The following is a 22,326-nucleotide window of genomic DNA, read 5'->3' on the forward strand; positions in this document are numbered from 1 at the left end:
TCAGCAAGGAGAGAAAGCGGTATGACACAATTAACAGTTAAAGCACTGAGTGAAGAGATTGGTACGCCAGTTGACCGCTTAATTGAACAACTTGCTGATGCAGGAATGAAGAAAGCAGGGTCGGATCAAGTGACTGATTCAGAGAAGCAAACATTGCTAACGCACCTTAAAAAGGAGCATGGCGATACTTCAGGCGAAACAGAACCGACTCGTTTAACTCTTCAACGCAAGACCCGCAGCACGCTAAGTGTTGCCGCTGGAGGCGGTAAGAGTAAGGATGTTCAAGTAGAGGTACGTAAAAAGCGTACTTACGTGAAGCGCAGCACTATTGAAGATGAAGCGAAACGTGAAGCTGAGGAAGTAGCTAATCGTGAAGTGGAAGAGAAAGCACAACGCGATGCTGAAGAGCAAGCGAAACGTGATGCTGCAGAGAAAGCACAGCGCGAAGCCGAAGAAAAAGTAACACGTGAAGCGGATGCAAAACGTGATTCTGAAGAGAAGGCTCAACGCGCACAAGCTGAAAAGGCTAAAAAAGACATGAATTCAAAAAATGCAGACGCTAACGCACAAGCGAAAAAAGAAGCGGATGAACTTAAAACTCGTCAAGAGCAAGAAGCAACTCGTAAAGCCGAAGCTGAAGCAGCTAAGCTTGTTGAGGAAGCTCGTAAGTTAGCAGAAGAGAACCAAGAACGTTGGTCTGAAGAAGAGAAGAAGAAGAAAGAGCAAGAGAAATCTGCGGATTACCATGTGACTACTTCTACTTATGCTCGTGAAGCAGAAGATGCGGCTGATAAAAAAGATGAGAAAGCTCCTCGTCGTCGCAAGAAGAAACCTGCTCCAGCAGCTCAACCTGGCAACAATCGTGGTGGTCGTAACCAACGTGGTCGTGGCGGTAAAGGTAAGCTTGCTAAACCAACTTCAATGCAGCAAGGCTTCGATAAGTCAGCAACTGTTGCTAAATCTGATGTTGCTATTGGCGAAACTATCGTTGTTTCTGAACTGGCTAGCAAAATGTCAGTTAAAGCAACTGAAGTTATCAAAGTAATGATGAAGATGGGCGCTATGGCGACTATCAACCAAGTGATCGACCAAGAAACAGCACAACTTGTTGCTGAAGAAATGGGTCACAAGGTTATCCTACGTAAAGAAAACGAACTAGAAGAAGCAGTGCTAGCTGACCGTGATAGCGATGCTGTCGCAGAAGGTCGTGCTCCTGTTGTTACTATCATGGGTCACGTTGACCACGGTAAAACTTCTACACTTGATTACATTCGTAAAGCACACGTTGCGTCTGGCGAAGCTGGCGGTATCACACAGCACATTGGTGCTTACCACGTAGATACTGACAACGGCATGATCACGTTCCTTGATACTCCTGGACACGCGGCGTTTACAGCTATGCGTGCTCGTGGTGCTCAAGCGACAGATATCGTTGTACTTGTTGTTGCCGCTGATGATGGCGTAATGCCACAAACAATCGAAGCAATCCAGCACGCGAAAGCGGCAGGCGTTCCTCTGATTGTTGCTGTGAACAAGATCGACAAAGAGGGTGCAAACCCAGACAACGTTAAGAATGAGCTAGCTCAATACGACGTTATCCCTGAAGAATGGGGCGGTGAGAACATCTTCGTTCACATCTCTGCAAAACAGGGTACAAACATCGATGGTCTTCTAGAAGCTATCCTTCTTCAGTCTGAAGTTCTTGAGCTTACAGCAGTTAAAGAAGGCATGGCATCTGGTGTTGTTGTTGAATCTCGTCTTGATAAAGGTCGCGGTCCAGTTGCAACAGTACTAGTACAGTCTGGTACTCTTAACAAAGGCGATATCGTTCTTTGTGGTCAAGAGTACGGCCGTGTTCGTGCAATGCGCGATGAAAACGGTAAAGACATCGAAACTGCAGGTCCATCTATCCCTGTAGAAATTCTAGGTCTTTCTGGCGTTCCTGCTTCAGGTGATGAAGCAACGGTTGTACGTGATGAGCGTAAAGCGCGTGAAGTTGCGAACTACCGTCAAGGTAAATTCCGTGATGTTAAACTAGCTCGCCAACAAAAAGCGAAACTAGAGAACATGTTCGCGAACATGACGGCTGGTGAAGTTGCTGAACTTAACGTTGTACTTAAAGCTGACGTTCAAGGTTCTGTAGAAGCAATTGCTGACTCTCTACTGAAACTGTCAACTGACGAAGTTAAAGTTAACATCGTAGGTTCTGGTGTTGGTGGTATTACGGAAACTGATGCAACTCTTGCAGCCGCTTCTAACGCTATCATCCTTGGTTTCAACGTTCGTGCTGACGCAACTGCGCGTGGTACGGTTCAGAATGAAAACCTAGATCTACGTTACTACTCAATCATTTACCAACTGATCGACGAAGTTAAACAGGCAATGGGCGGTATGCTTGCTCCTGAATTCCGTCAAGAGATCATTGGTCTTGCTCAAGTTCGTGACGTATTTAAGTCGCCTAAACTTGGTGCAATCGCTGGTTGTATCGTTACTGAAGGTACGATTAAGCGTAGCAGCCCAATCCGCGTACTTCGCGAAAACGTTGTTATCTACGAAGGTGAACTAGAGTCACTTCGTCGCTTTAAAGATGACGTTCAAGAAGTTAAAAATGGTTACGAGTGTGGTATCGGCGTTAAGAACTACAACGACGTTCGCGTTGGTGACCAGATCGAAGTATTCGAAATTGTTGAAGTTAAACGTACTCTAGACTAATCAGTCAGTACGACTCGACATATTGACTAAGGTTACTAACATTACCTGTAAAGGTACTAAGTAATCGGTTGTTGAATACACCATGGGGGGCTGGTAATTACCAAGCCCCCCATCTTTCTAAGTGAGAAAAGAAAATGTCAAAAGAATTTAGCCGCACACAACGTGTGTCTCAGCAGCTTCAAAAAGAGCTCGCACTTATCCTCCAACGTGAAGTTCGTGACTCACGCATTGGTATGGTAACTATTTCAGATGTAGAAGTGTCTCGTGACCTTGCATACGCAAAAGTGTTCGTGACTTTCCTATGTATCGGTGAGCAAACACCTGAATCATGTCTTGCTGCTCTTAAAGAGCATGAAGTGCCAGTTCGTATGGCTCTTGGCAAGCGTATTCGTCACCGTCTAACGCCTGAAGTTCGTTTTACTTACGACAACACATTGGTAGAAGGCATGCGTATGTCTAACCTTGTAAGTGAAGTTCTGAACGATGACAAGCGTAAGCAAGAAGAATCTGGCCGCACTGACGAAACTCAGTCTAAGGATGAAGAGTAATGGCTCGCCGTCGTAAAGGTCGCCCTATAAACGGGGTAATTCTGTTAGATAAGCCAACAGGCATTTCATCTAATGATGCACTGCAAAAAGTAAAGCGTATTTACTTTGCAGAGAAGGCAGGGCACACCGGTGCTCTGGATCCTCTTGCGACTGGCATGCTGCCAATTTGTCTTGGTGAAGCAACGAAGTTCTCTCAGTTTCTTCTAGATTCTGATAAGCGCTACGTTGTTGTCGCGAAGCTTGGTGAGCGTACCAACACCTCAGATTCTGATGGTGAAGTGGTTGAAACGCGTGAAATCAACGTGACTCAAGAGCAACTTGAACGCTGCATTGCAAGCTTCAAAGGTGAAACCGACCAGATTCCATCAATGTTCTCTGCATTGAAGTATCAAGGTAAGCCTTTGTATGAATATGCACGTGCAGGTATCGAGGTGCCTCGTGAGTCTCGCAAGATCACTGTGTATTCCATTGAGCTACTTCGCTTTGAAGGTGATGAAGTTGAGATGGAAGTGCATTGTTCTAAAGGTACTTACATCCGCACAATTACCGACGATCTTGGTGAAATGTTAGGTTGTGGTGCTCACGTGACAATGCTTCGTCGTACTGGTGTTGCAAAGTACCCGTATGAACGCATGGTTACCTTGGAACAGCTGAACGAAATTCTAGAGCAAGCACAAGCGCAAGAGATTGCACCTAAAGAGTTGCTTGATCCATTGCTAATGCCAATGGACACGGCTGTAGAAGACTTACCTGAAGTTAACCTGAATGCGGAACTGACTGATCTTGTTCAGCACGGTATGCCCGTTCAAGTCGCAGGCGCTCCTGCTGAAGGTACCGTTCGCATGACAAGCGGTGAAGAGAAGCTGTTTGTTGGCGTTGCTCAAATTGCTGAAGATGGCCGAGTTGCACCGAAGCGTTTGGTTGTTTTCAGAGATGAAGAGCCACAAGCTTAGCGCTTACATAGTGTCTGATCTTAGCGCTGAGTCGTGAAAAGCGAGCAAATAAGACAGAAAGCGAACGCCTAATTTAGGTGGTTCGCTTTTTTCGTTTTTCATGAGTTCGATTGTTATTGCACCAACTCGTAAACTTCCCTATAATCCTCGGCTCGCGTAGCGGCTGAATCAGAGATTGGCTGCTACAAATATAAACTTACTCTTATCAGGAGAGATTTATGTCTCTGAATGCAGAAACTAAAGCAGCAATCGTTGCAGAATACGCACAATCTGAAGGCGACACAGGTTCACCAGAAGTACAAGTAGCACTACTTACTGCTTCTATCAACCACCTACAAGGTCACTTCAAAGCGCACAAACACGATCACCACAGCCGTCGTGGTCTATTACGTATGGTTTCTAGCCGTCGTAAGCTTCTTGATTACTTGAAAGGCAAAAACCTTACTCGTTACCAAGATCTAATCAAGCGTCTAGGCCTACGTCGCTAATAGCGATGTCTGCAAAGACAGTTTGAAGAAAAGGAGCATTTATGCTCCTTTTTTTGTACCCGTAAGAAAATGCTTGGCCGGATGCACAGAATATCATCTGGCTTTTTCTGATAGGAAATATCTCTCCTAATAAAAATAGTTTATACTACGCCCGCCTATGCGTTTTCAACGCTGGGCAATCAACCTCTCAAGACGTTACAGTCACAGATGTCGGCCAATAGGTCGCGACTATTCAAAGGCGGATTTGGTCTTAATTCGGCGTATGAACTCATACAAAGAAGCATCATTCCCAAGTCTCTTTTCACTAGTCGCGATTGGTAATATCTTGAGTCAATCTTCACTTAATCTAAAGTCATGACTTTAGAGCTAAGGATATACAATGTTTGAAAAACCAGTTGTAAAATCGTTCCAGTACGGTAACCACACCGTTACTCTAGAAACGGGCGTAATGGCACGTCAAGCTACTGCTGCTGTAATGGCGACTATGGACGATACATCAGTATTCGTTTCTGTTGTTGCTAAGAAAGAAGCTGTTGCAGGCCAAGATTTCTTCCCTCTAACAGTTAACTACCAAGAGCGTACATACGCTGCGGGTAAAATCCCTGGTGGTTTCTTCAAGCGTGAAGGTCGTCCTTCTGAAGGCGAAACGCTAACAGCTCGTCTGATTGACCGTCCAATTCGTCCACTTTTCCCAAGTGCGTTTAAAAACGAAGTTCAAGTTATCGCTACGGTTGTTTCTATCAACCCTGACGTAAACCCAGACATGGTCACTATGATCGCAACGTCTGCTGCGCTTGCTATCTCTGGTGCGCCATTCAATGGTCCTATCGGTGCTGCACGTGTTGGTCACATCGACGGCGAACTTGTTCTTAACCCATCAAATACTGAGCTTGAAAACTCTAAACTAGACCTAGTTGTGTCTGGTACAGAAGGCGCAGTACTTATGGTTGAATCTGAAGCAGATAACCTATCTGAAGAAGAAATGCTTTCAGCTGTTGTTTACGGTCACGACCAACAACAAGTTGTAATCAAAGCAATCAACGAGTTTGCTGCTGAAGTTGCAACTCCATCTTGGAACTGGGAAGCGCCAGCAGTTAACACTGAGCTTAAAGCTAAAGTTGCTGAGCAAGCTGAAACACGTCTATCTGACGCGTACCAGATCACTGAGAAAATGGCTCGTTACGAGCAAGTTGGCGCAATCAAGAGCGACACTGTTGAAGCTCTAATTGCACAAGACGAAAACCTAGATGAGCGCGAAATCCGCGGCATGCTTGGTTCTCTAGAGAAAAACGTAGTACGTAGCCGCATCATTGCTGGCAACCCACGTATCGATGGCCGTGAAAAAGACATGGTTCGTGCGCTAGACGTACGTACTGGTGTTCTTCCACGTACACACGGTTCTTCTCTATTCACTCGTGGTGAAACTCAAGCACTTGTTACTGCAACGCTTGGTACACAACGTGATGCTCAAATCATCGACAGCCTAATGGGTGAGAAGAAAGATAACTTCCTTCTACACTACAACTTCCCTCCATACTGTGTAGGTGAAACTGGTTTCGTTGGTTCTCCTAAGCGTCGTGAAATTGGTCACGGTAAGCTTGCTAAACGTGGTATCCAAGCAGTAATGCCTTCTGTTGACGAATTCCCATACACAGTTCGTGTTGTATCGGAAATCACTGAATCTAACGGTTCTTCTTCAATGGCTTCTGTATGTGGTACATCTCTAGCACTTATGGATGCTGGTGTGCCAATCAAAGCTTCTGTTGCGGGTATCGCAATGGGTCTTGTTAAAGAAGGCGACGATTTCGTTGTTCTTTCTGACATCCTTGGCGATGAAGATCACCTAGGTGACATGGACTTTAAAGTAGCAGGTACTAACGCTGGTATCACTGCTCTTCAGATGGATATCAAGATCGAAGGTATCACTAAAGAGATCATGCAAATTGCTCTTAACCAAGCGCAAGGTGCACGTAAGCACATCCTTTCTGTAATGGATGAAGCTATCTCTGGTGCTCGTGAAGATATCTCTGAATTCGCTCCACGTATCCACACAATGAAAATCAGCTCTGATAAGATCAAAGATGTTATCGGTAAAGGCGGCGCAGTTATCCGTGCTCTTTGTGAAGAAACAGGTACTACAATCGAAATCGAAGACGATGGCACAATCAAGATTGCTGCTACTGAAGGCGCAGCTGCTCAAGAAGCTATCCGCCGTATCGAAGAGATCACTGCTGAAGTTGAAGTTGGCCGCATTTACCAAGGTAAAGTTGCTCGTCTAGCTGACTTCGGTGCATTCGTTACTATCCTTCCAGGTAAAGATGGTCTAGTACACATCTCTCAAATCGCTGACAAGCGTGTTGAGAAAGTGTCTGACTACCTAACTGAAGGTCAAGAAGTACCAGTTAAGGTTCTTGAAATTGACCGTCAAGGCCGTGTACGTCTGAGCATGAAAGAAGCAGTTGAAACGCCAGCAGAAGGCGAAGCACCTGCTGCTGAGTAATTCTCAGCCTATCGATGGGAATATCGCTTTTTAGTGATTTCTAACCCATTGGTAAAAAAGCATGTTATAAAGGGGAGCATATCGCTCCCCTTTTTTATTGCGGTCATAACAGGAGTAATTATTTGTGAAATGGTTTCAAACCGCGAGTATGTGTTTACTGCTTGTACTAACTGGTTGTGCGACAACATCAGATAACACCTCACGTTGGGTTTATCCACCAATGGCTGTACCGCTTCAACCAAGTGTTCAGCAAGAAGTGCAAATAGCGCGTCTTAGTCAGTTATTACAGCGCCCAGATTTGAACGATGAAGTTCGAGCTAAAATGTTGTTCGAGCGTGGTAATTACTACGACAGCGTTGGCCTGCGTGATTTAGCGCGTCTTGATTTCAATCAGTCTCTTTCATTGAACCCCGCCCAACCTGATATCTTCAACCTTTTGGGTGTTTACTTTACGCAAGTAGGGGAGTTTGATGCCGCTTATGAATCTTTTGATTCTACGTTAGAGCTTGATCCTGCAAACTCATATGCAGAACGAAATCGCTCTATCGCACTCTACTATGGCGAGCGCTATGACTTAGCGAACGAAGAGATGATGAAGCACTACGCCGATGATCCTAGCGATCCGTTTCGCGCTCTGTGGCTTTACATCATTCAGCATGAACTCACACCAGAACAAGCAAAGCTTGATTTGCAAAAGCGTTACGAGAGTCGTGATGAGCAGTGGGGTTGGGTATTAGTTGCGATCATGCTTGATGATATTACCGAAGAGCAGGCTTTCAAAGCTATCCTTACGGGGACTCGCGACAACACGCTCCTAGCCCAACGTCTGACTGAAACGTACTTCTACCTTGCTAAACGTCACCACATGAATGGTGATTACGCGAATGCGATCTCTTTGTACAAGTTAGCGGTTTCTTTTAACGTGTATGAATACGTAGAACACCGTTACTCTTTCTTAGAGTTAAGCCGTATCTTCACTACGCTTAAAGCCGAGCATTTAGCGCAAGTTAAGTTGGCTGAGGCCGAAGAAGAAGCTAACGCTAAGTAAGCGATACATTTTGATTCCGAAAAGCCGCTGCCTGTCAGCGGTTTTTTTATGCTCCTTTTTTATGCTCCTTTTTATAAACAAGGGGGGGGGGGGGCTCGTTTTTGATTGCATTTTATTTAAACAAGATTAAAATAGTTAGCCTTGCTAACTAAATATAAATTCTGTGGTTGGAAATCTATGCTGGACCAAAATCTAGAAAAAATTGAACGCTTTGCTTCTAAGATATGGCGAACTCAAGTTAATGAAGATCCTATCTGCCAGTTGAGTTTCAATGAGTACGATTATTTGAAGGTCATTCAAGCATCGTTAGAGCCTATTCGACTAACAGACCTCGCTATTGAGATGCAGGTGACAAAACCTTCTGCGACGACTATGGTTCAAAGGCTAGAAAGAAAAGGTCTAGTTGAGCGCAAAGCGTCTCTTGAAGATGCGAGATCAAAGCTGGTGATTTTGACCCAAAAGGCTGAAGTCGGTTTGGAAGAAGAAAGTAAAATCTATCAGGTCATGGCACAGGTACTGGAAAGTCGCTTGTCTGAGCAAGAATCCCACCAGCTGAACCTATTATTAAACAAGGCTTTGAAATAAATAATTTAGATATTTAGTTAGCCTTGTTAACTAGTTTTACGAGTCATATCCCATTGATATGCGACTCACTGAAGAAAGTAGAGTAAGAAATGAGTAACTCAATTAGTCGTCAATTCTGGCGATACACAATTCCTACGGTAGCGGCCATGTTAGTTAATGGCCTTTACCAAGTGGTGGATGGTATTTTCATTGGCCGTTATGTAGGGGCCGATGGACTTGCGGGCATTAACGTCGCGTGGCCTGTTATTGGGTCGATCCTCGGTATTGGTATGCTCGTGGGAGTGGGGACGGGTGCGCTTGTCTCGATCCGCCAAGGAGAAAAAGACACCAAAGGCGCTAAGCAGATCTTAGCAACCGGTCTAACATTGTTGTTGGCGATAACCCCCATTGTTTCTGGATTGTTGTTTCTGTTTGCCGATAACTTCTTGCTTTGGCAGGGTGCTGAAGGGCGAGTATATGAACTAGGCCTGCAATACTTACATATTCTGATTGGCGCTAGTGTCTTCACTTTAGGCTCTATCGCGATGCCGTTTTTACTGCGTAACGATGACAGTCCTAACTTGGCCACCATACTGATGATTGTCGGTGCGGTGATTAATATTGTATTGGATTACCTATTTATCGCGCAGCTTGGTTGGGAATTGAAGGGTGCTGCATTGGCAACCGCAATTGCTCAGTTTGTGGTAACGGGTTTGGGGTTGGCTTACTTTTTCTCACGTCGAGCAAACCTACGCTTACGTTGGAATGAACTGAGACTGAAGTTATCGGTGATTCCTGAAATCTTCGCCATTGGTACATCGAGCTTCTTTATGTACGCTTATGGTTCAATGATGGTGGCGCTGCACAATGCCTTGTTCTCTCAATATGGCGACCAGCTGATGATTGGTGCTTACGCTATTTTGGGCTACATAGTGACGGTTTATTATCTCACGGCGGAAGGTATTGCCAACGGCATGCAGCCATTAGTGAGTTACAACCATGGTGCGCGTAATCAAGCCAATATTCGTAAGTTACTTAAGATTGCGATGGTGAGTTCAGTCTTGATCGGTGTCGCGTTTGTATTGCTGCTGAACGCATTCCCACGTGAGTTCGTTTCTGTGTTTAGTTCGGATGAACCTCAGCTAGTCGAGTACACAGTGTTGGGTATCCGACTGCACATGTTTGCACTGGCGCTTGATGGCTTCTTGGTGGTAGCGGGTGCTTACTATCAGGCGGTGAACAAAGGCAGTAAAGCGATGTTTGTGACGATAGGGAATATGCTTATCCAATTACCTTTCTTGTACATCATGCCTAAATTGTACGGTGTGCCGGGGATTTGGATTGCCTATCCACTGTCTAATATCGCGCTAAGCGTAGTGGTTATGATTATGCTCTATAAAGACGTAAAGAAGCTCGACGATGCGCCGCTAGAAACAGCGACAGCATAGGTCGCTTTTCTTGAGCTGAATAAAAAAGGTCTAGCGAATGCTAGACCTTTTTTGTATGTGTTGCTGGCTAGTTCAATTCGAAGAACTAGATGTTCTTAACGTCTAAACCCGCAAGCTGATGCCAATAACCGTTGCATTGGCGGCTTTCAATGGTCTTTGGATTTTTACCTTGTTCGTTCGCTCTGAAGTTATTGATTTCAGAGAAGGTATCGATGCCCAATGGGCTTAAGCGAACCACATCAACCAAGTCATGCATGCTCGGTAGATCATTGACTAGGTTGTAGCAGTAACCGGATTGAGTTTGAATACCGTTAAGGTTAAAGACAGACTGGCCTTCTTGGCTATCGACTTGCAGGCCAGTAGGGTATTTGATGCAGCAGGTTTCGCAATCGTCTTTGGCTTTGTTTTCTGCGCGAGCGGTAAAGCATCGTGCTGAGTAAGCAAGCGGTAGGTAGCCGTGGCTAAATACTTCTACTTCGAACTTATTACGGATATTAAGCTCTTCGCACTGTGTCATTACGTTGCTTAGCCATTCGCGAGAAAGCTCAACAGGCATACACCAACGCGTCATACCTTGTTTCAAGAACAGGTTCAGAGTACGTGCGTTGTAGGTGTTAACCGCCGGGCCAACCACAAAAGGCACTTTGCTTTCGCTTGCTAATTGAATCGCAGAGACGTCGTTGGCTTCAATCGCAAAGTCACCGTTATCAATGTACTTCTTCATGATGTTGACTTCGCTTGGTGCTTCTAGCAATGCCATGGTGGAAAGTACGACTTGCTTACCTGAAGCCGACAGCTCTTTAGCAATATCCATCCAGTGTTTTGCTTTAATCTCACGACGCTTTGAACACACGGCTTCACCTAGATAGATGATATCAGCAGAGCTTGATTTCGCTTGTTCATAGAAGCTTTCAACGTCTTGTTTTGGCCAAAAATAAAGAAGAGGGCCTAATGCGTATTTCATTGAGTTCTCCATTTGGCTCTATTGCCATTTACGGTGATAAGCGCCAAGCGTGGTTTGTGTACCTTCAGATACATTCGCCAGTGTCGCATTCCAAGCTTGTTCCACTTGGTATTGTTCTGGGTTCGCTAAGTAGCGGTCGATAGCTGCGCGCCAAGTACGAGTCACTTGCTCGACATAAGCCGGGCTACGTTGGCGACCTTCAATTTTCACTGAGGCAACGTTGGCAGCAAATAGCTCAGGCAGCATAGACAGTGTGTTGAGGCTGGTTGGCTCTTCAAGTGCGTGATAGCGTTTACGCTCACCATCGATTTCTGCTTCAAAGCGGCCTTTACACAGCGTTGGGTAGCCCGCGTTTTCGCCAGCTACGTACTTGTCGATAAGAATCTCATTCAAGCGTGACTCTAGACCTGTTTCTGTTTCTTGCCAGCGAACGTATTTTGCTGGAGAACAAGCACCAACGGTATTGGGTGATTCGCCGGTCATATATGAAGAGAGGTAACAACGACCTTCCGCCATGATGCACAAGCTACCAAAAGCGAATACTTCAAGGTCAACGTCAGAGGTGATGTTACGAGAAAGCTGTTTGACCTGATGAATCGACAATACGCGAGGCAATACCACACGCTTTACATTGAAGTTCTTGTGGTAGAAGTCGATTGCAGCCGCATTGGTCGCAGAAGCTTGAACCGATAGATGCAATTCTAGTTCTGGATATTTGTTTGCTGCGTACTCAAGCACTGCGATATCAGCAATGATCAGCGCATCAATACCTAGTGCTGCGGCGTTGTCTACGGCATTTGTCCAGCGTTCGAAGCCATTTGGGTGAGCAAAAGTATTTAAGGCAACGTGAATTTTCTTGTTGCGGTCATGCACATATTGCACAGCACGATCGAGCTTTTTACCCGCAAAGTTAAGGCCTGCAAAGTGTCGGGCATTGGTATCGTCTTTGAATCCGATATAGACAGCATCCGCACCACAATCAATAGCGGTTTTCAAAGCAGGTAAGTTACCCGCTGGGCATAAGAGTTCCATTTGCTCACTACCAGTAGAATGAAATTGAAGCGAGTATTTTATGAAGAATTATGAATGACGGAATTGATGTAAGGCAGGTTTAGATGGATAAATCTGCTTTTACTCCGTTTGGGGTACTGACTAGTAAGGCTTTTGTGCTTTGGTGTGGCTTTTGACCGGGGGATAGTTGAATCGTGTACTAGTTCTTATGGCGACGATTTTGGGCAAACAGCTCTTCGACGTCTTGTTTCGGTTGTGGGCGATAGAAGTGGAATCCTTGAATTGAACTGCAGTTGAGGTTAGAAAGCAGGGTCGCTTGTTCACTGGTTTCGACGCCTTCTGCCACTACCGTTAAATCGAGAGATTTACCCAGGTTGATGATGTTTTCAATTACAGTGATTTGCTTTGGTAGCGTATCGATATCAGAAATGAAAGCACGGTCAATCTTAAGCTCATCAATTGGGAATCGAGCCAAATAAGACAGAGAAGAGTAGCCCGTACCAAAATCATCGATAGATAAAGCAAAGCCGAGTTTCTTTATAGCGTTAAGCATTTGAAGTGTGTGTTCACTATCACTCATCACCGCGCTTTCTGTCAGCTCAAACGTAATAGCACTAGGGTCAAGCTCTGTTGAACGAAGTAACTTTTCAACGTAATCAATCAGTTTCGGGTTACCAAATTGCTCTGGAGACAAGTTGATCGCCACTCTACCTGGCAAGATACCTTGCATCTTCCAACGCTTAACCGTCGCAAATACTTCACGCATTACTACACGACCAAGCTGTTCGATAAGACCAGCACGTTCCGCAACTGGGATAAATGCGGCAGGGCTGATGTAGCCTTCTACTGGGTGCTTCCAGCGCACTAACGCTTCTGCACCGTTGATGGTGAAATCACGCGCGTTAACCTTAGGTTGATACCAAACCTCAAGTCCATTCTGTTGCAGTGCTTTTTGTAGCTCTATCTCCAACCACAATCGCATACGCGCTTCTTTGTTCATCTGTTCGTTGAACTTGATCAGGCGGTTACGTCCACGATCTTTCGCTTCATACATTGCGGTGTCTGCATTTTGCAGCAAGATACGAGCATCGGTGCCATCTTGAGGAAAGCTCACGCTGCCAATCGAGCAGGCTAAGCGCTTACTAAAGTGGTGAAGATCGAAGGGTTGATTGATCAGGGAAATGATCTTTTCAGCGAGCATTTCAGGCGTTCGCTGATGTTCAGGTTCTGGCAGGATAATACCAAACTCATCCCCGCCTAAATGACCAATAACGGCCTGACGAGGCAGTAAACGTTTTAGGCGTGAAGCAACCTCTTTAATCACTTTATCGCCAATATGATGACCTAGTGAATCATTGATATTCTTAAAGTTATCAATATCTAAGTAGAGCATCACAACTGGCGTATCGTTTTGAATGAACTGCTCAAGACGTTTGGTGAACCCAACTCGGTTGTAGAGCTTGGTCAGTGCATCGATGTAGGCATCTTCACTGTTTGCAGGCGTATACTGCTTTGTGGTCTCTTGTGCATCTTGGATAAGCACAAGCTGAGTGTTACTTCCAAGAATAGTGGTGGAGTCGATGTTGAGTTGAACTTTACGTTCAAAGCCGCATCGGGCACCCGTTAAGCAAACCAAACCAGACTCGGAAATAATAGAACTGAGGTTATTATTGAAGACTGTTTTGGTTTGTTCATCGATGAATAATCGTCCTAACTCTTCGCCAATTAACTCGGTGGTGGAGTTAAAGCCGAGCAAGCGTGCTGCTGCTGGGTTTGATGACAAGATGTAGTCACTTTCAACTAACAGTAATCCGTCAGGGAGTAGGTGAGATAGCTTGTGGAATTTCGCTTCGGATTCTTCTAAAGAACGGGCAAGTACTTGGTTTTCTGATGTGTCGAAGGCATGAAAGACAATGTAGTCGGTTTTGTTGCCATTCGTCAGCGGAGATAGGCTGAAATGAAGGCTGGTATCGAGGTCAGTTTCGTTGAGCGTGACTTCGGCCTCAATCGTTTCACCATTGAATGCACGCTCATAGTAAGGCTTAAGGTGTTGGTAGAATTGCTCACCTAATGTTTGGCGGTCATTCATGCCAGCAAGCTCGGTTTTACTCAAACCAGCAATATCGCAGTAACGCTCATTAACCATAAAATAGTTATGTTGGGCGTCAAGTACCGCAAAAAAGAACGGACTGTTTGCTGTTAGCTGGGTAAACCAATGTTGTAGTTGCTGGGGAGGCATCAAAGTACTACCAATTCTCCAAGAGCTTGAATATTCACTATCGATAAATATTTATTACTTTTTGTGTGGCTATCGATATTTACCTGTGAGTGCAGCGATCCGCTGTAATTCTCATGACCTGAGTTACTATAACTGTGATTTTCAGGATATTAAAGGTCGAGTATCAAACCGAAGTTAATTTGATACATAACAGTAACTGAGATTTCAACATCATCTATGATGCATTCCATATTATTGACAAAGTTACGGATAAGTCACGTGATAAACAAGATTCGCACTCAACTAGTTCAAAATGCCGCATCAATTTTGCGATCTCCAGTCCAGTTATTGCCTAAAACAGTACAAAAAAGAGCCTTATTGGAGGCGCTTAAGAATGTCTTTAAGGAAGCTTTAGAGGACGGTGACTTTGAATTCTTAGAAGACAAGTGGCTTAAAGTCTCAATAAAAGATATGGGGTTAAGTTGGTGTATTAGCTATCAAAATGAGCAACTAGTTGTAGCTGATAACGAGGTTGTTGAAGATGTAAGCTTTAGCGGAAACCTTAACGATCTTGTGCTGATTGCCGGGCGTAAAGAAGACCCAGATACGCTTTTCTTTCAACGTAGACTGTCTATTGAGGGCGATACAGAGCTTGGTTTAGAAGTCAAAAACTTGATGGATAGCGTAGATTTAGACGTATTGCCGACTCCTATGAAAACTTTGTTAAATCAATTAGCTGATTTTGTGCAGAAGGGAGTACAATCCCCAGATACACAAAGTGAGGTAATGAATGCTTATTCGAACTGAAGCACCGGCAGATATACTTGTCATTGATCGTTTATTGAAATCTGTTTTTGAAACAGATGCAGAAGCTAATTTGGTTATGAGCTTGCGTGAGAATAGCCATTTAACGCTATCGCTGGTGGCTTGTTCAGATGACGGTGAGGTGGTTGGTCACCTGATGTTTAGTCCTATCACTCTCCATGGTGACGATCATAACTGGCAGGGACTTGCGCCTCTCGCAGTGAAAGAAGAGTACCGCAATCAAGGTATTGCCAAATCACTGGTTGAAGACGCATTTTCTACATTGGTAGATTTCGGTTACCCAGCCTGTGTTGTGCTTGGTGATCCTGCTTACTACGGCCGCTTTGGTTTTAAGGCTGCGAGCGAGTTTGGCCTGAGTTGTGTTTGGGATGTACCTGAAGGTGCTTTCCAAGCGATTGAGTTGGTAGAAGGTGTGTTTGCTGGGCATTCTGGTGAGATTGCTTACAGCCCAGAGTTCAACGACTTATAAGCTGATTTACCACGTAATCCGATACAAACTGATTTAGTCTAAATAAAGGAGCTTGATGCTCCTTTATTTTTTGTTAGTATCAGCCCCAATGAGCTCCTTTTCAGTTCGCTCTAAGAAGAGCAATACCAACAAACCTAAGGTTACACCGCTAGATATGTCACAAACACACGCACAATACTTGCAAGAGATGGGCATCAGCCAATGGGAGCTTAGTCACCCAGAGCGTTTGGTTGGCTACGAATCTGAATTGATTCCACTATCGAGCGACTGCAAGTTGCTACTGGTTTCGCCTGAAAAACCTCAGGAAGATCTCGCCGTGATGTTTGAACGCGTACTTAAAAGTATCAAGCTCGACTTATCTCAAGCTTTACACCTTCAACCACAACACTTGTCTGTTGTGGATTTAGGTTCGGTTGAATGGGTATGGTTTGCTGGTTGCGAATCTGCCCATGAACTGAAGGCAAAAACACTTCAATCTCCATTACTGTCTGACATTAACGGTAATAACCAACATCGCCGCGACTTATGGCAACAAATTTGTGCTTATGACTAATCAACTTTTACCCACTTCAGAACAACACCTAGACGCAATTTGGCAAATTGAGCAGACCGCGCATTCTCATCCTTGGTCTGAAAATATGATCCGTGATCTTAATAGTCGTGGAGGCAGCCATCGTGTTTTAGAAGTCGATGGAAAGGTTGTCGGCTATTTCTATGCTCAGAACATTGTCGGTGAGGTTACTTTGCTGACGATAGCGGTTGACCCTAAGCAGCAAGGTAAAGGTTACGGCAAGGCTTTGGTTGAGCACTTTCTCGATATGTGTGAACAAGCTGACGCGGAAAGTGCTTGGCTGGAAGTTCGCGAAAGTAATGTGAATGCGTTCAATCTTTACGAGAAAGCTGGCTTTAATGAAGTCGACCGCCGCCGTAACTATTACCCAACCAAGCAAGGCAACGAAGATGCGATCATTATGAGCTATCTTTTTATGTCGTTTAGTTAGGGCGTGTTACGTCTTTTAGCCGACTAGATAACTAACCATAGAATTAGCCACAAAATAGGGTGTAAACTGACCCTTTAGAAAGTGACTCGCTTTCTGTATAATCCGCACACAGAATTCAAGGGCAAGTATTATCTACTTGCCCTTTTTACGCTTTAGATCAGCAAAGGGCGACTATGTCTTTCCAACAAGAAGTGAGCAAACGTAGAACGTTTGCAATTATCTCTCACCCGGATGCGGGTAAAACCACGATTACTGAAAAAGTTCTTTTATTCGGAAACGCAATTCAAAAAGCGGGTACCGTAAAAGGTCGTGGCTCTAACCAGCACGCTAAATCTGACTGGATGGAGATGGAAAAAGAACGTGGTATTTCGGTAACCACGTCGGTAATGCAATTCCCATACAATGATTGCCTAGTAAACCTACTCGATACTCCAGGACACGAAGATTTCTCGGAAGATACGTACCGTACACTAACAGCGGTTGACTCTTGTTTGATGGTTATCGATGCTGCGAAAGGTGTCGAGGATCGTACTCGTAAACTGATGGAAGTAACGCGTCTACGTGATACTCCAATCGTAACGTTTATGAACAAACTTGACCGTGACGTTCGTGACCCAATGGAAGTACTTGATGAAGTGGAAAGCGAGCTAGGTATGGCTTGTGCTCCAATCTCATGGCCAATCGGTTGTGGTAAAGAGTTTAAAGGTGTTTATCACATACATCGTGATGAAACGATCTTGTACGAATCTGGCCACGGCCATGAGATCCAAGAAGTTCGCATCATTAAAGGTCTAGATAACCCTGAACTAGACGAAGCTGTTGGCGAAGATCTGGCGAGCAGTGTTCGTGAAGAGCTTGAATTGGTTATTGGCGCATGTCCTGAGTTTGATCTCGATTTGTTCCTTGCTGGTGAACTAACGCCTGTTTACTTCGGTACAGCATTGGGCAACTTTGGTGTTGACCACATGCTAGATGGTTTGACTAAGTGGGCTCCGGGCCCTCAAACTCGTCAAGCTAACGAGCGTGATGTTGAAGCGACAGAAGAGAAGTTCTCTGGCTTCGTCTTTAAGATCCAAGCAAACATGGATCCAAAACACCGTGACCGTATCGCATTCATGCGCATCGTTTCGGGTACTTACAACCAAGGTATGAAGATGAATCATGTTCGTACTGGCAAGAACGTAAGTATTTCGGATGCGGTAACTTTCATGGCGGGCGACCGTGCGCGAGCTGAAAAAGCGTATGCTGGTGACATCATTGGCTTGCATAACCATGGCACAATCCAGATTGGTGATACCTTTACTCAGGGCGAAAGCTTGAAGTTCGCTGGTATTCCAAACTTCGCGCCTGAGCTATTCCGTCGTATTCGTCTACGCGATCCACTAAAGCAGAAGCAACTTCTAAAAGGTTTGGTTCAGCTTTCTGAAGAGGGCGCAGTACAAGTATTCCGTCCTATGCAGAACAACGATTTGATCGTTGGTGCGGTTGGTGTACTTCAGTTTGACGTAGTTGTAGCGCGCTTGAAAGCGGAATACAACGTAGAAGCTATCTACGAAGGTGTTAACGTTGCAACAGCTCGCTGGGTTGAATGTGATGACGTGAAGAAACTAGAAGAGTTCAAACGTAAGAACCAAGCTAACCTAGCGTTAGATGGTGGTGATAACCTGTCTTACATCGCACCTACAATGGTGAACTTGAACCTAGCTTCTGAACGTTTCCCTGACGTTCAGTTCCGAGCGACGCGCGAGCACTAATTTCTCCGCGCTCTATTCGAGTTAAACAAAAACGTCTATTGTTCTGCAATAGGCGTTTTTTAATGCGTTTTATTTAAGGTTTAGAGGCTGAGGTTAGAGGCAATTATGTTCAGTTGGATAAAAATTTGGGTTAAGAAATACGATAAGTGGTGTGAAGAGCTTGGATTAACGCCTGAGAACAAGCGCAGTTGTGTTGCTTATCGTCGTGATCCCCAAGGGAAACAAACAGAGAGTAGGGAAGATGACACAGAAAATAAGTAATCTTCCGCTGTTTGATACTCATTGCCATGCGGATTTTGAGGCTTTTGAGCAAGGTTATACACTGGATCAAAGTATTGATAGCTATCTTAAAGAAGCGAAACAAGCTCAAGTCGAGAAGATTCTTATTCCTTCTATTGGCCAAAGTAACTGGTCGAAGCTCGATAAAATCGCCAAATCTTACCCTAATGTTTACTACGCCTTAGGTTTCCACCCTTACTTTTTAGATCAAGCCAATGACGAGCAATTCTCAGAGCTTCGCCAATTACTCTCATCAAAAAGCCGTCAATGCGTTGCGATAGGAGAGTGTGGTCTCGACTTTTTTGTCGATGTCGAGCGGGAGAAACAAGAACGCTTTTTCATCCAACAAATGGAGCTAGCGAAGGCATTTGAGCTGCCTTTGATCATCCATGAGAGGAAGTCTTATAACCGACTCATTGAATTATCAAAGCAGCACAAGTTCACTTTTGGCGGGGTGATTCACGGTTTTTCAGGGAGTGAACAGCAAGCTTTGGCGTGGATCAAGCTCGGTTTCTATATTGGTGTCGGTGGAACGATTACTTACCCAAGAGCACAAAAAACACGCACAACCATCGCAAAACTACCTCTTGAATACCTGGTATTAGAAACGGATGCACCGGATATGCCCACGTATGGTAATCAAGGAAATGTTAATCATTCCAAACATTTAGTTACGATCTTAAATGAACTATTTTTGCTTAGAAAAGAGTCAAAGCAATCGGTTGCAGCGCAAATTTGGCAAAATAGCCATCGTGCATTCGGTATATGTGAATGAAATCGAAGGTTTTTGTTTATCGTTTGCGTAAATTGCACTGAGCTTGTGATTTGGTTCACATTTGCGTGTGAATGGTACATGAATCTTGTACGAAAGTGTGAGGACGGCATTACTTTATTAGTGGTCGCATGAGTATAATTGCCTCCGCTTTATAGCCCCATTTTGTAACACGCCAATAAATAACTAATAAGGAAGTCATAAACTATGAGCCTGTTTATGAGCCTCGTCGGAATGGTTGCACTGATTGCAATCGCAGTACTACTATCCGACAACCGCAAAGCAATTAATATCAGAACAGTGGGTGGCGCTTTCGCTATCCAATTCGCACTTGGTGCATTCGTACTTTACATCCCTTGGGGTCGTGATCTACTTGCAGGTTTCTCTGCTGGTGTAGCAAACGTGATCGACTACGGTAAAGATGGTACTGGCTTCCTATTTGGTAGCCTTGTTAACTTCTCAGTTGACGGTATCGGTTTCATCTTTGCATTCCAAGTTCTACCAACACTAATCTTCTTCTCTGCTCTTATCTCTGTACTTTACTACATTGGTGCGATGCAAGTTGTAATCAAGGTTCTTGGTGGTGGTCTTCAGAAAGCTCTAGGTACTTCTCGCGCCGAGTCAATGTCTGCAGCAGCAAACATTTTCGTTGGTCAAACAGAAGCACCTCTAGTAGTTCGTCCATTTGTTCCTAAAATGACTAACTCTGAACTATTCGCAGTAATGTGTGGTGGTTTAGCATCTGTTGCTGGTGGTGTACTAGCGGGTTACGCATCTATGGGTGTACCTCTAGAGTACCTAGTAGCAGCGTCATTCATGGCAGCACCTGGTGGTCTACTATTCGCTAAAATCATCAAGCCTGAAACTGATGAAGTTGACGAGAACCTAGGTTCAGACATCGACGGTGGCGACGACAAGCCTGCTAACGTTATCGATGCAGCTGCTGGCGGTGCGTCAGTTGGTCTACAACTAGCACTTAACGTTGGTGCAATGCTACTAGCATTCATCGGTCTAATCGCTCTTATCAACGGTATCCTAGGTGGCATCGGTGGTTGGTTCGGTATGGAAAACCTAACTCTAGAACTTCTTCTAGGTTGGATCTTCGCACCGTTAGCATTCATCATTGGTGTTCCATGGGAAGAAGCAACTATTGCTGGTTCTTTCATTGGTCAGAAGACAGTTGTTAACGAATTCGTTGCATACCTAAACTTCGTACCATACATCGGTGACAACGCTCAAATCGTTGAAGCGACTGGTCAAGTAATGTCTGTTAAGACTCAAGCAATTATCTCGTTCGCTCTATGTGGTTTCGCAAACCTTTCTTCAATTGCGATTCTTCTAGGTGGTCTAGGTGGTATTGCTCCAAACCGTCGTCACGACATCGCACGTATGGGTGTTAAAGCGGTTGTAGCTGGTACTCTATCTAACCTGATGGCAGCAACAATTGCTGGCTTCTTCCTGTCTTTCTAATCAGTTAGAAATCGATATATAGACGCCATAATAATATCGCCCCGTAGCAAGAAATTGCTGCGGGGCTTTTTTGTTTTTGGGCCTAGTGATTTTGAGCATTAGCATGAGTGAATGCTTGGAGTCGAAAATGGGTCTAGAATGTTTTTTTGAGATACAAACCGTTTGCGTTCTAAGGAGCACTACAATTTATTGATGGATACCTATAATGTATAAGCTTAAGGGACAGGATGTCTCTTGTTGGCAAGAAAGTAACTGCTTGGATTTATCTAAAGGTTATTCTTCTGGGATTAAGCCAAACTTAGCGATACGCTATAGATGTTAGACACAACATGACTGATTTGTTGTGCCATAGACCAAACTGGTACTGTGCGGTGACAAGGATTGCAATTGATAGCGAAAGTTATCAAGTCTTCAGGGAACCAAGTCCGTTCATTTGTGACTACTGAGCATTACTAAAATATCCATCTATACTGGATGGGTGGCGAAGTAGTTAACTATTTGAATATATTGATCGGAGATAGAAATGAGCGATTTAAAAGCAGCAGCTCTACGTGCACTTAAACTTATGGACCTAACGACGCTAAATGATGACGATACTACTGAAAAAGTAGTGGCGCTTTGTCATGACGCGAAGACTGCAGTTGGTAACACCGCTGCAATCTGTATTTACCCTCGCTTCATCCCAGCCGCTAAGAAGGCGTTGCGTGAGCAAGGTACTCCAGAAGTACGCATCGCGACTGTAACTAACTTCCCTCATGGTAATGACGACATCGAAATTGCTGTTGCAGAAACGAAAGCAGCGGTAGCGTACGGCGCAGACGAAGTTGACGTAGTATTCCCATACCGTGCTCTTATTGCTGGCAACGAAGAAGTTGGCTTTGAGCTAGTTAAGCAATGTAAAGCCGCTTGTGGTGACATCACGCTTAAAGTGATCATCGAAACTGGTGAGCTAAAAGAAGAAGCACTGATCAAGAAAGCTTCTCAGATCTGTATCGAAGCAGGTGCAGACTTCATCAAAACTTCAACAGGTAAAGTGCCAGTAAACGCGACTCCTGAATTCGCGCGCATGATGCTTGAAGTTATTCGTGACATGGGCGTGGCTAAAACTGTTGGTTTCAAACCAGCTGGTGGCGTACGTACAGCTGAAGATGCTCAAGCTTACCTAGCAATGGCTGATGAGCTACTAGGCGCTGAATGGGCAGACAACATGCACTACCGTTTTGGTGCTTCAAGCCTACTAACTAACCTTCTTAATACATTAGAAGTGACAGACCAGACTGCTGATCCAGCAGCATACTAATT

20 protein-coding genes are annotated in these 22,326 nt (G+C 44.6%); 17 read left to right on the forward strand and 3 right to left on the reverse strand.

Annotated features, from left to right (window positions below):
• Window positions 1-21 precede the first annotated feature (21 nt).
• From infB to AACU28_RS11695, 8 genes are all read left to right on the forward strand, one after another.
• Window positions 22-2,712, forward strand: a complete 2,691-nt coding sequence (gene infB, locus AACU28_RS11660) for a translation initiation factor IF-2 (RefSeq protein WP_004734497.1) — start codon at window positions 22-24, stop codon at window positions 2,710-2,712.
• Window positions 2,713-2,846: 134 nt separating this feature from the next.
• Window positions 2,847-3,260 (forward strand): 30S ribosome-binding factor RbfA, encoded by a 414-nt coding sequence (gene rbfA, locus AACU28_RS11665; protein ID WP_004734495.1) that lies wholly within the window; start codon window positions 2,847-2,849, stop codon window positions 3,258-3,260.
• Complete coding sequence (gene truB, locus AACU28_RS11670; protein WP_004734494.1) at window positions 3,260-4,213, forward strand: tRNA pseudouridine(55) synthase TruB; 954 nt, start codon at window positions 3,260-3,262, stop codon at window positions 4,211-4,213. Before rbfA ends, truB begins: the two co-directional genes overlap by 1 nt.
• A 218-nt stretch (window positions 4,214-4,431) precedes the next feature.
• Window positions 4,432-4,701: a 30S ribosomal protein S15 gene (rpsO, locus tag AACU28_RS11675; protein WP_004734493.1), complete on the forward strand. Its 270-nt coding sequence runs from the start codon at window positions 4,432-4,434 to the stop codon at window positions 4,699-4,701.
• A 379-nt stretch (window positions 4,702-5,080) separates the two neighbouring features.
• Window positions 5,081-7,201 carry a polyribonucleotide nucleotidyltransferase gene (gene pnp / locus AACU28_RS11680; RefSeq protein ID WP_121602974.1) on the forward strand — a complete coding sequence of 707 codons (2,121 nt, stop codon included), beginning with the start codon at window positions 5,081-5,083 and terminating at the stop codon, window positions 7,199-7,201.
• Window positions 7,202-7,325: 124 nt separating this feature from the next.
• Window positions 7,326-8,249, forward strand: coding sequence for a lipoprotein NlpI (nlpI, locus tag AACU28_RS11685; protein WP_004734491.1), 924 nt, complete (start codon window positions 7,326-7,328; stop codon window positions 8,247-8,249).
• Window positions 8,250-8,426: 177 nt separating this feature from the next.
• Entirely contained in the window at window positions 8,427-8,834 is a 408-nt protein-coding gene (locus AACU28_RS11690) for a MarR family winged helix-turn-helix transcriptional regulator (protein ID WP_017090142.1), read from the forward strand.
• Window positions 8,835-8,923: 89 nt separating this feature from the next.
• Complete coding sequence (locus AACU28_RS11695; protein ID WP_004734489.1) at window positions 8,924-10,261, forward strand: MATE family efflux transporter; 1,338 nt, start codon at window positions 8,924-8,926, stop codon at window positions 10,259-10,261.
• Window positions 10,262-10,346: 85 nt separating this feature from the next.
• Here the strand turns inward: AACU28_RS11695 and AACU28_RS11700 are convergent, their stop codons facing one another.
• The 3 genes from AACU28_RS11700 to AACU28_RS11710 form a co-directional block, all read right to left on the reverse strand.
• A complete protein-coding gene (locus AACU28_RS11700) occupies window positions 10,347-11,225 on the reverse strand; it encodes a U32 family peptidase (RefSeq protein WP_183091190.1) in 879 nt (292 codons plus the stop codon).
• Between the two features lie 18 nt (window positions 11,226-11,243).
• Window positions 11,244-12,257, reverse strand: a complete 1,014-nt coding sequence (gene ubiU / locus AACU28_RS11705) for a ubiquinone anaerobic biosynthesis protein UbiU (RefSeq protein ID WP_121602976.1) — start codon at window positions 12,255-12,257, stop codon at window positions 11,244-11,246.
• 178 nt (window positions 12,258-12,435) lie between these two features.
• Window positions 12,436-14,475 (reverse strand): sensor domain-containing protein, encoded by a 2,040-nt coding sequence (locus AACU28_RS11710; protein WP_017084241.1) that lies wholly within the window; start codon window positions 14,473-14,475, stop codon window positions 12,436-12,438.
• A 258-nt stretch (window positions 14,476-14,733) separates the two neighbouring features.
• Between AACU28_RS11710 and ubiT the strand changes: the two genes are divergently transcribed.
• The 9 genes from ubiT (at window position 14,734) to deoC (ending at window position 22,324) form a co-directional block, all read left to right on the forward strand.
• The gene (gene ubiT, locus AACU28_RS11715; RefSeq protein ID WP_004734485.1) at window positions 14,734-15,261 is read left to right on the forward strand and encodes a ubiquinone anaerobic biosynthesis accessory factor UbiT; all 528 of its coding nucleotides are present in this window, start codon (window positions 14,734-14,736) and stop codon (window positions 15,259-15,261) included.
• On the forward strand, window positions 15,245-15,748 hold the full coding sequence (locus AACU28_RS11720; RefSeq protein ID WP_121602977.1) for a GNAT family N-acetyltransferase: 504 nt from the start codon (window positions 15,245-15,247) through the stop codon (window positions 15,746-15,748). Before ubiT ends, AACU28_RS11720 begins: the two co-directional genes overlap by 17 nt.
• Before the next feature lie 154 nt (window positions 15,749-15,902).
• Window positions 15,903-16,301 carry a DNA polymerase III subunit psi gene (locus tag AACU28_RS11725; protein ID WP_029224631.1) on the forward strand — a complete coding sequence of 133 codons (399 nt, stop codon included), beginning with the start codon at window positions 15,903-15,905 and terminating at the stop codon, window positions 16,299-16,301.
• Window positions 16,294-16,749, forward strand: a complete 456-nt coding sequence (gene rimI / locus AACU28_RS11730) for a ribosomal protein S18-alanine N-acetyltransferase (protein WP_029222735.1) — start codon at window positions 16,294-16,296, stop codon at window positions 16,747-16,749. Before AACU28_RS11725 ends, rimI begins: the two co-directional genes overlap by 8 nt.
• A 173-nt stretch (window positions 16,750-16,922) precedes the next feature.
• A complete protein-coding gene (gene prfC, locus AACU28_RS11735) occupies window positions 16,923-18,503 on the forward strand; it encodes a peptide chain release factor 3 (RefSeq protein WP_004734481.1) in 1,581 nt (526 codons plus the stop codon).
• Between the two features lie 105 nt (window positions 18,504-18,608).
• The gene (locus AACU28_RS11740) at window positions 18,609-18,764 is read left to right on the forward strand and encodes a DUF5363 family protein (protein WP_183091191.1); all 156 of its coding nucleotides are present in this window, start codon (window positions 18,609-18,611) and stop codon (window positions 18,762-18,764) included.
• Window positions 18,694-19,557: a TatD family hydrolase gene (locus tag AACU28_RS11745; protein ID WP_121602978.1), complete on the forward strand. Its 864-nt coding sequence runs from the start codon at window positions 18,694-18,696 to the stop codon at window positions 19,555-19,557. The genes AACU28_RS11740 and AACU28_RS11745 overlap by 71 nt, the downstream gene beginning before the upstream one ends.
• A 204-nt stretch (window positions 19,558-19,761) precedes the next feature.
• Window positions 19,762-21,024 (forward strand): NupC/NupG family nucleoside CNT transporter, encoded by a 1,263-nt coding sequence (locus tag AACU28_RS11750; protein ID WP_004734478.1) that lies wholly within the window; start codon window positions 19,762-19,764, stop codon window positions 21,022-21,024.
• Window positions 21,025-21,547: 523 nt separating this feature from the next.
• Complete coding sequence (gene deoC / locus AACU28_RS11755) at window positions 21,548-22,324, forward strand: deoxyribose-phosphate aldolase (RefSeq protein ID WP_004734477.1); 777 nt, start codon at window positions 21,548-21,550, stop codon at window positions 22,322-22,324.
• The last annotated feature ends 2 nt before the right edge of the window (window positions 22,325-22,326 follow it).

It is taken from the genome of Vibrio sp. SBT000027 (assembly GCF_963894355.1).
GTDB lineage: Bacteria > Pseudomonadota > Gammaproteobacteria > Enterobacterales > Vibrionaceae > Vibrio > Vibrio splendidus.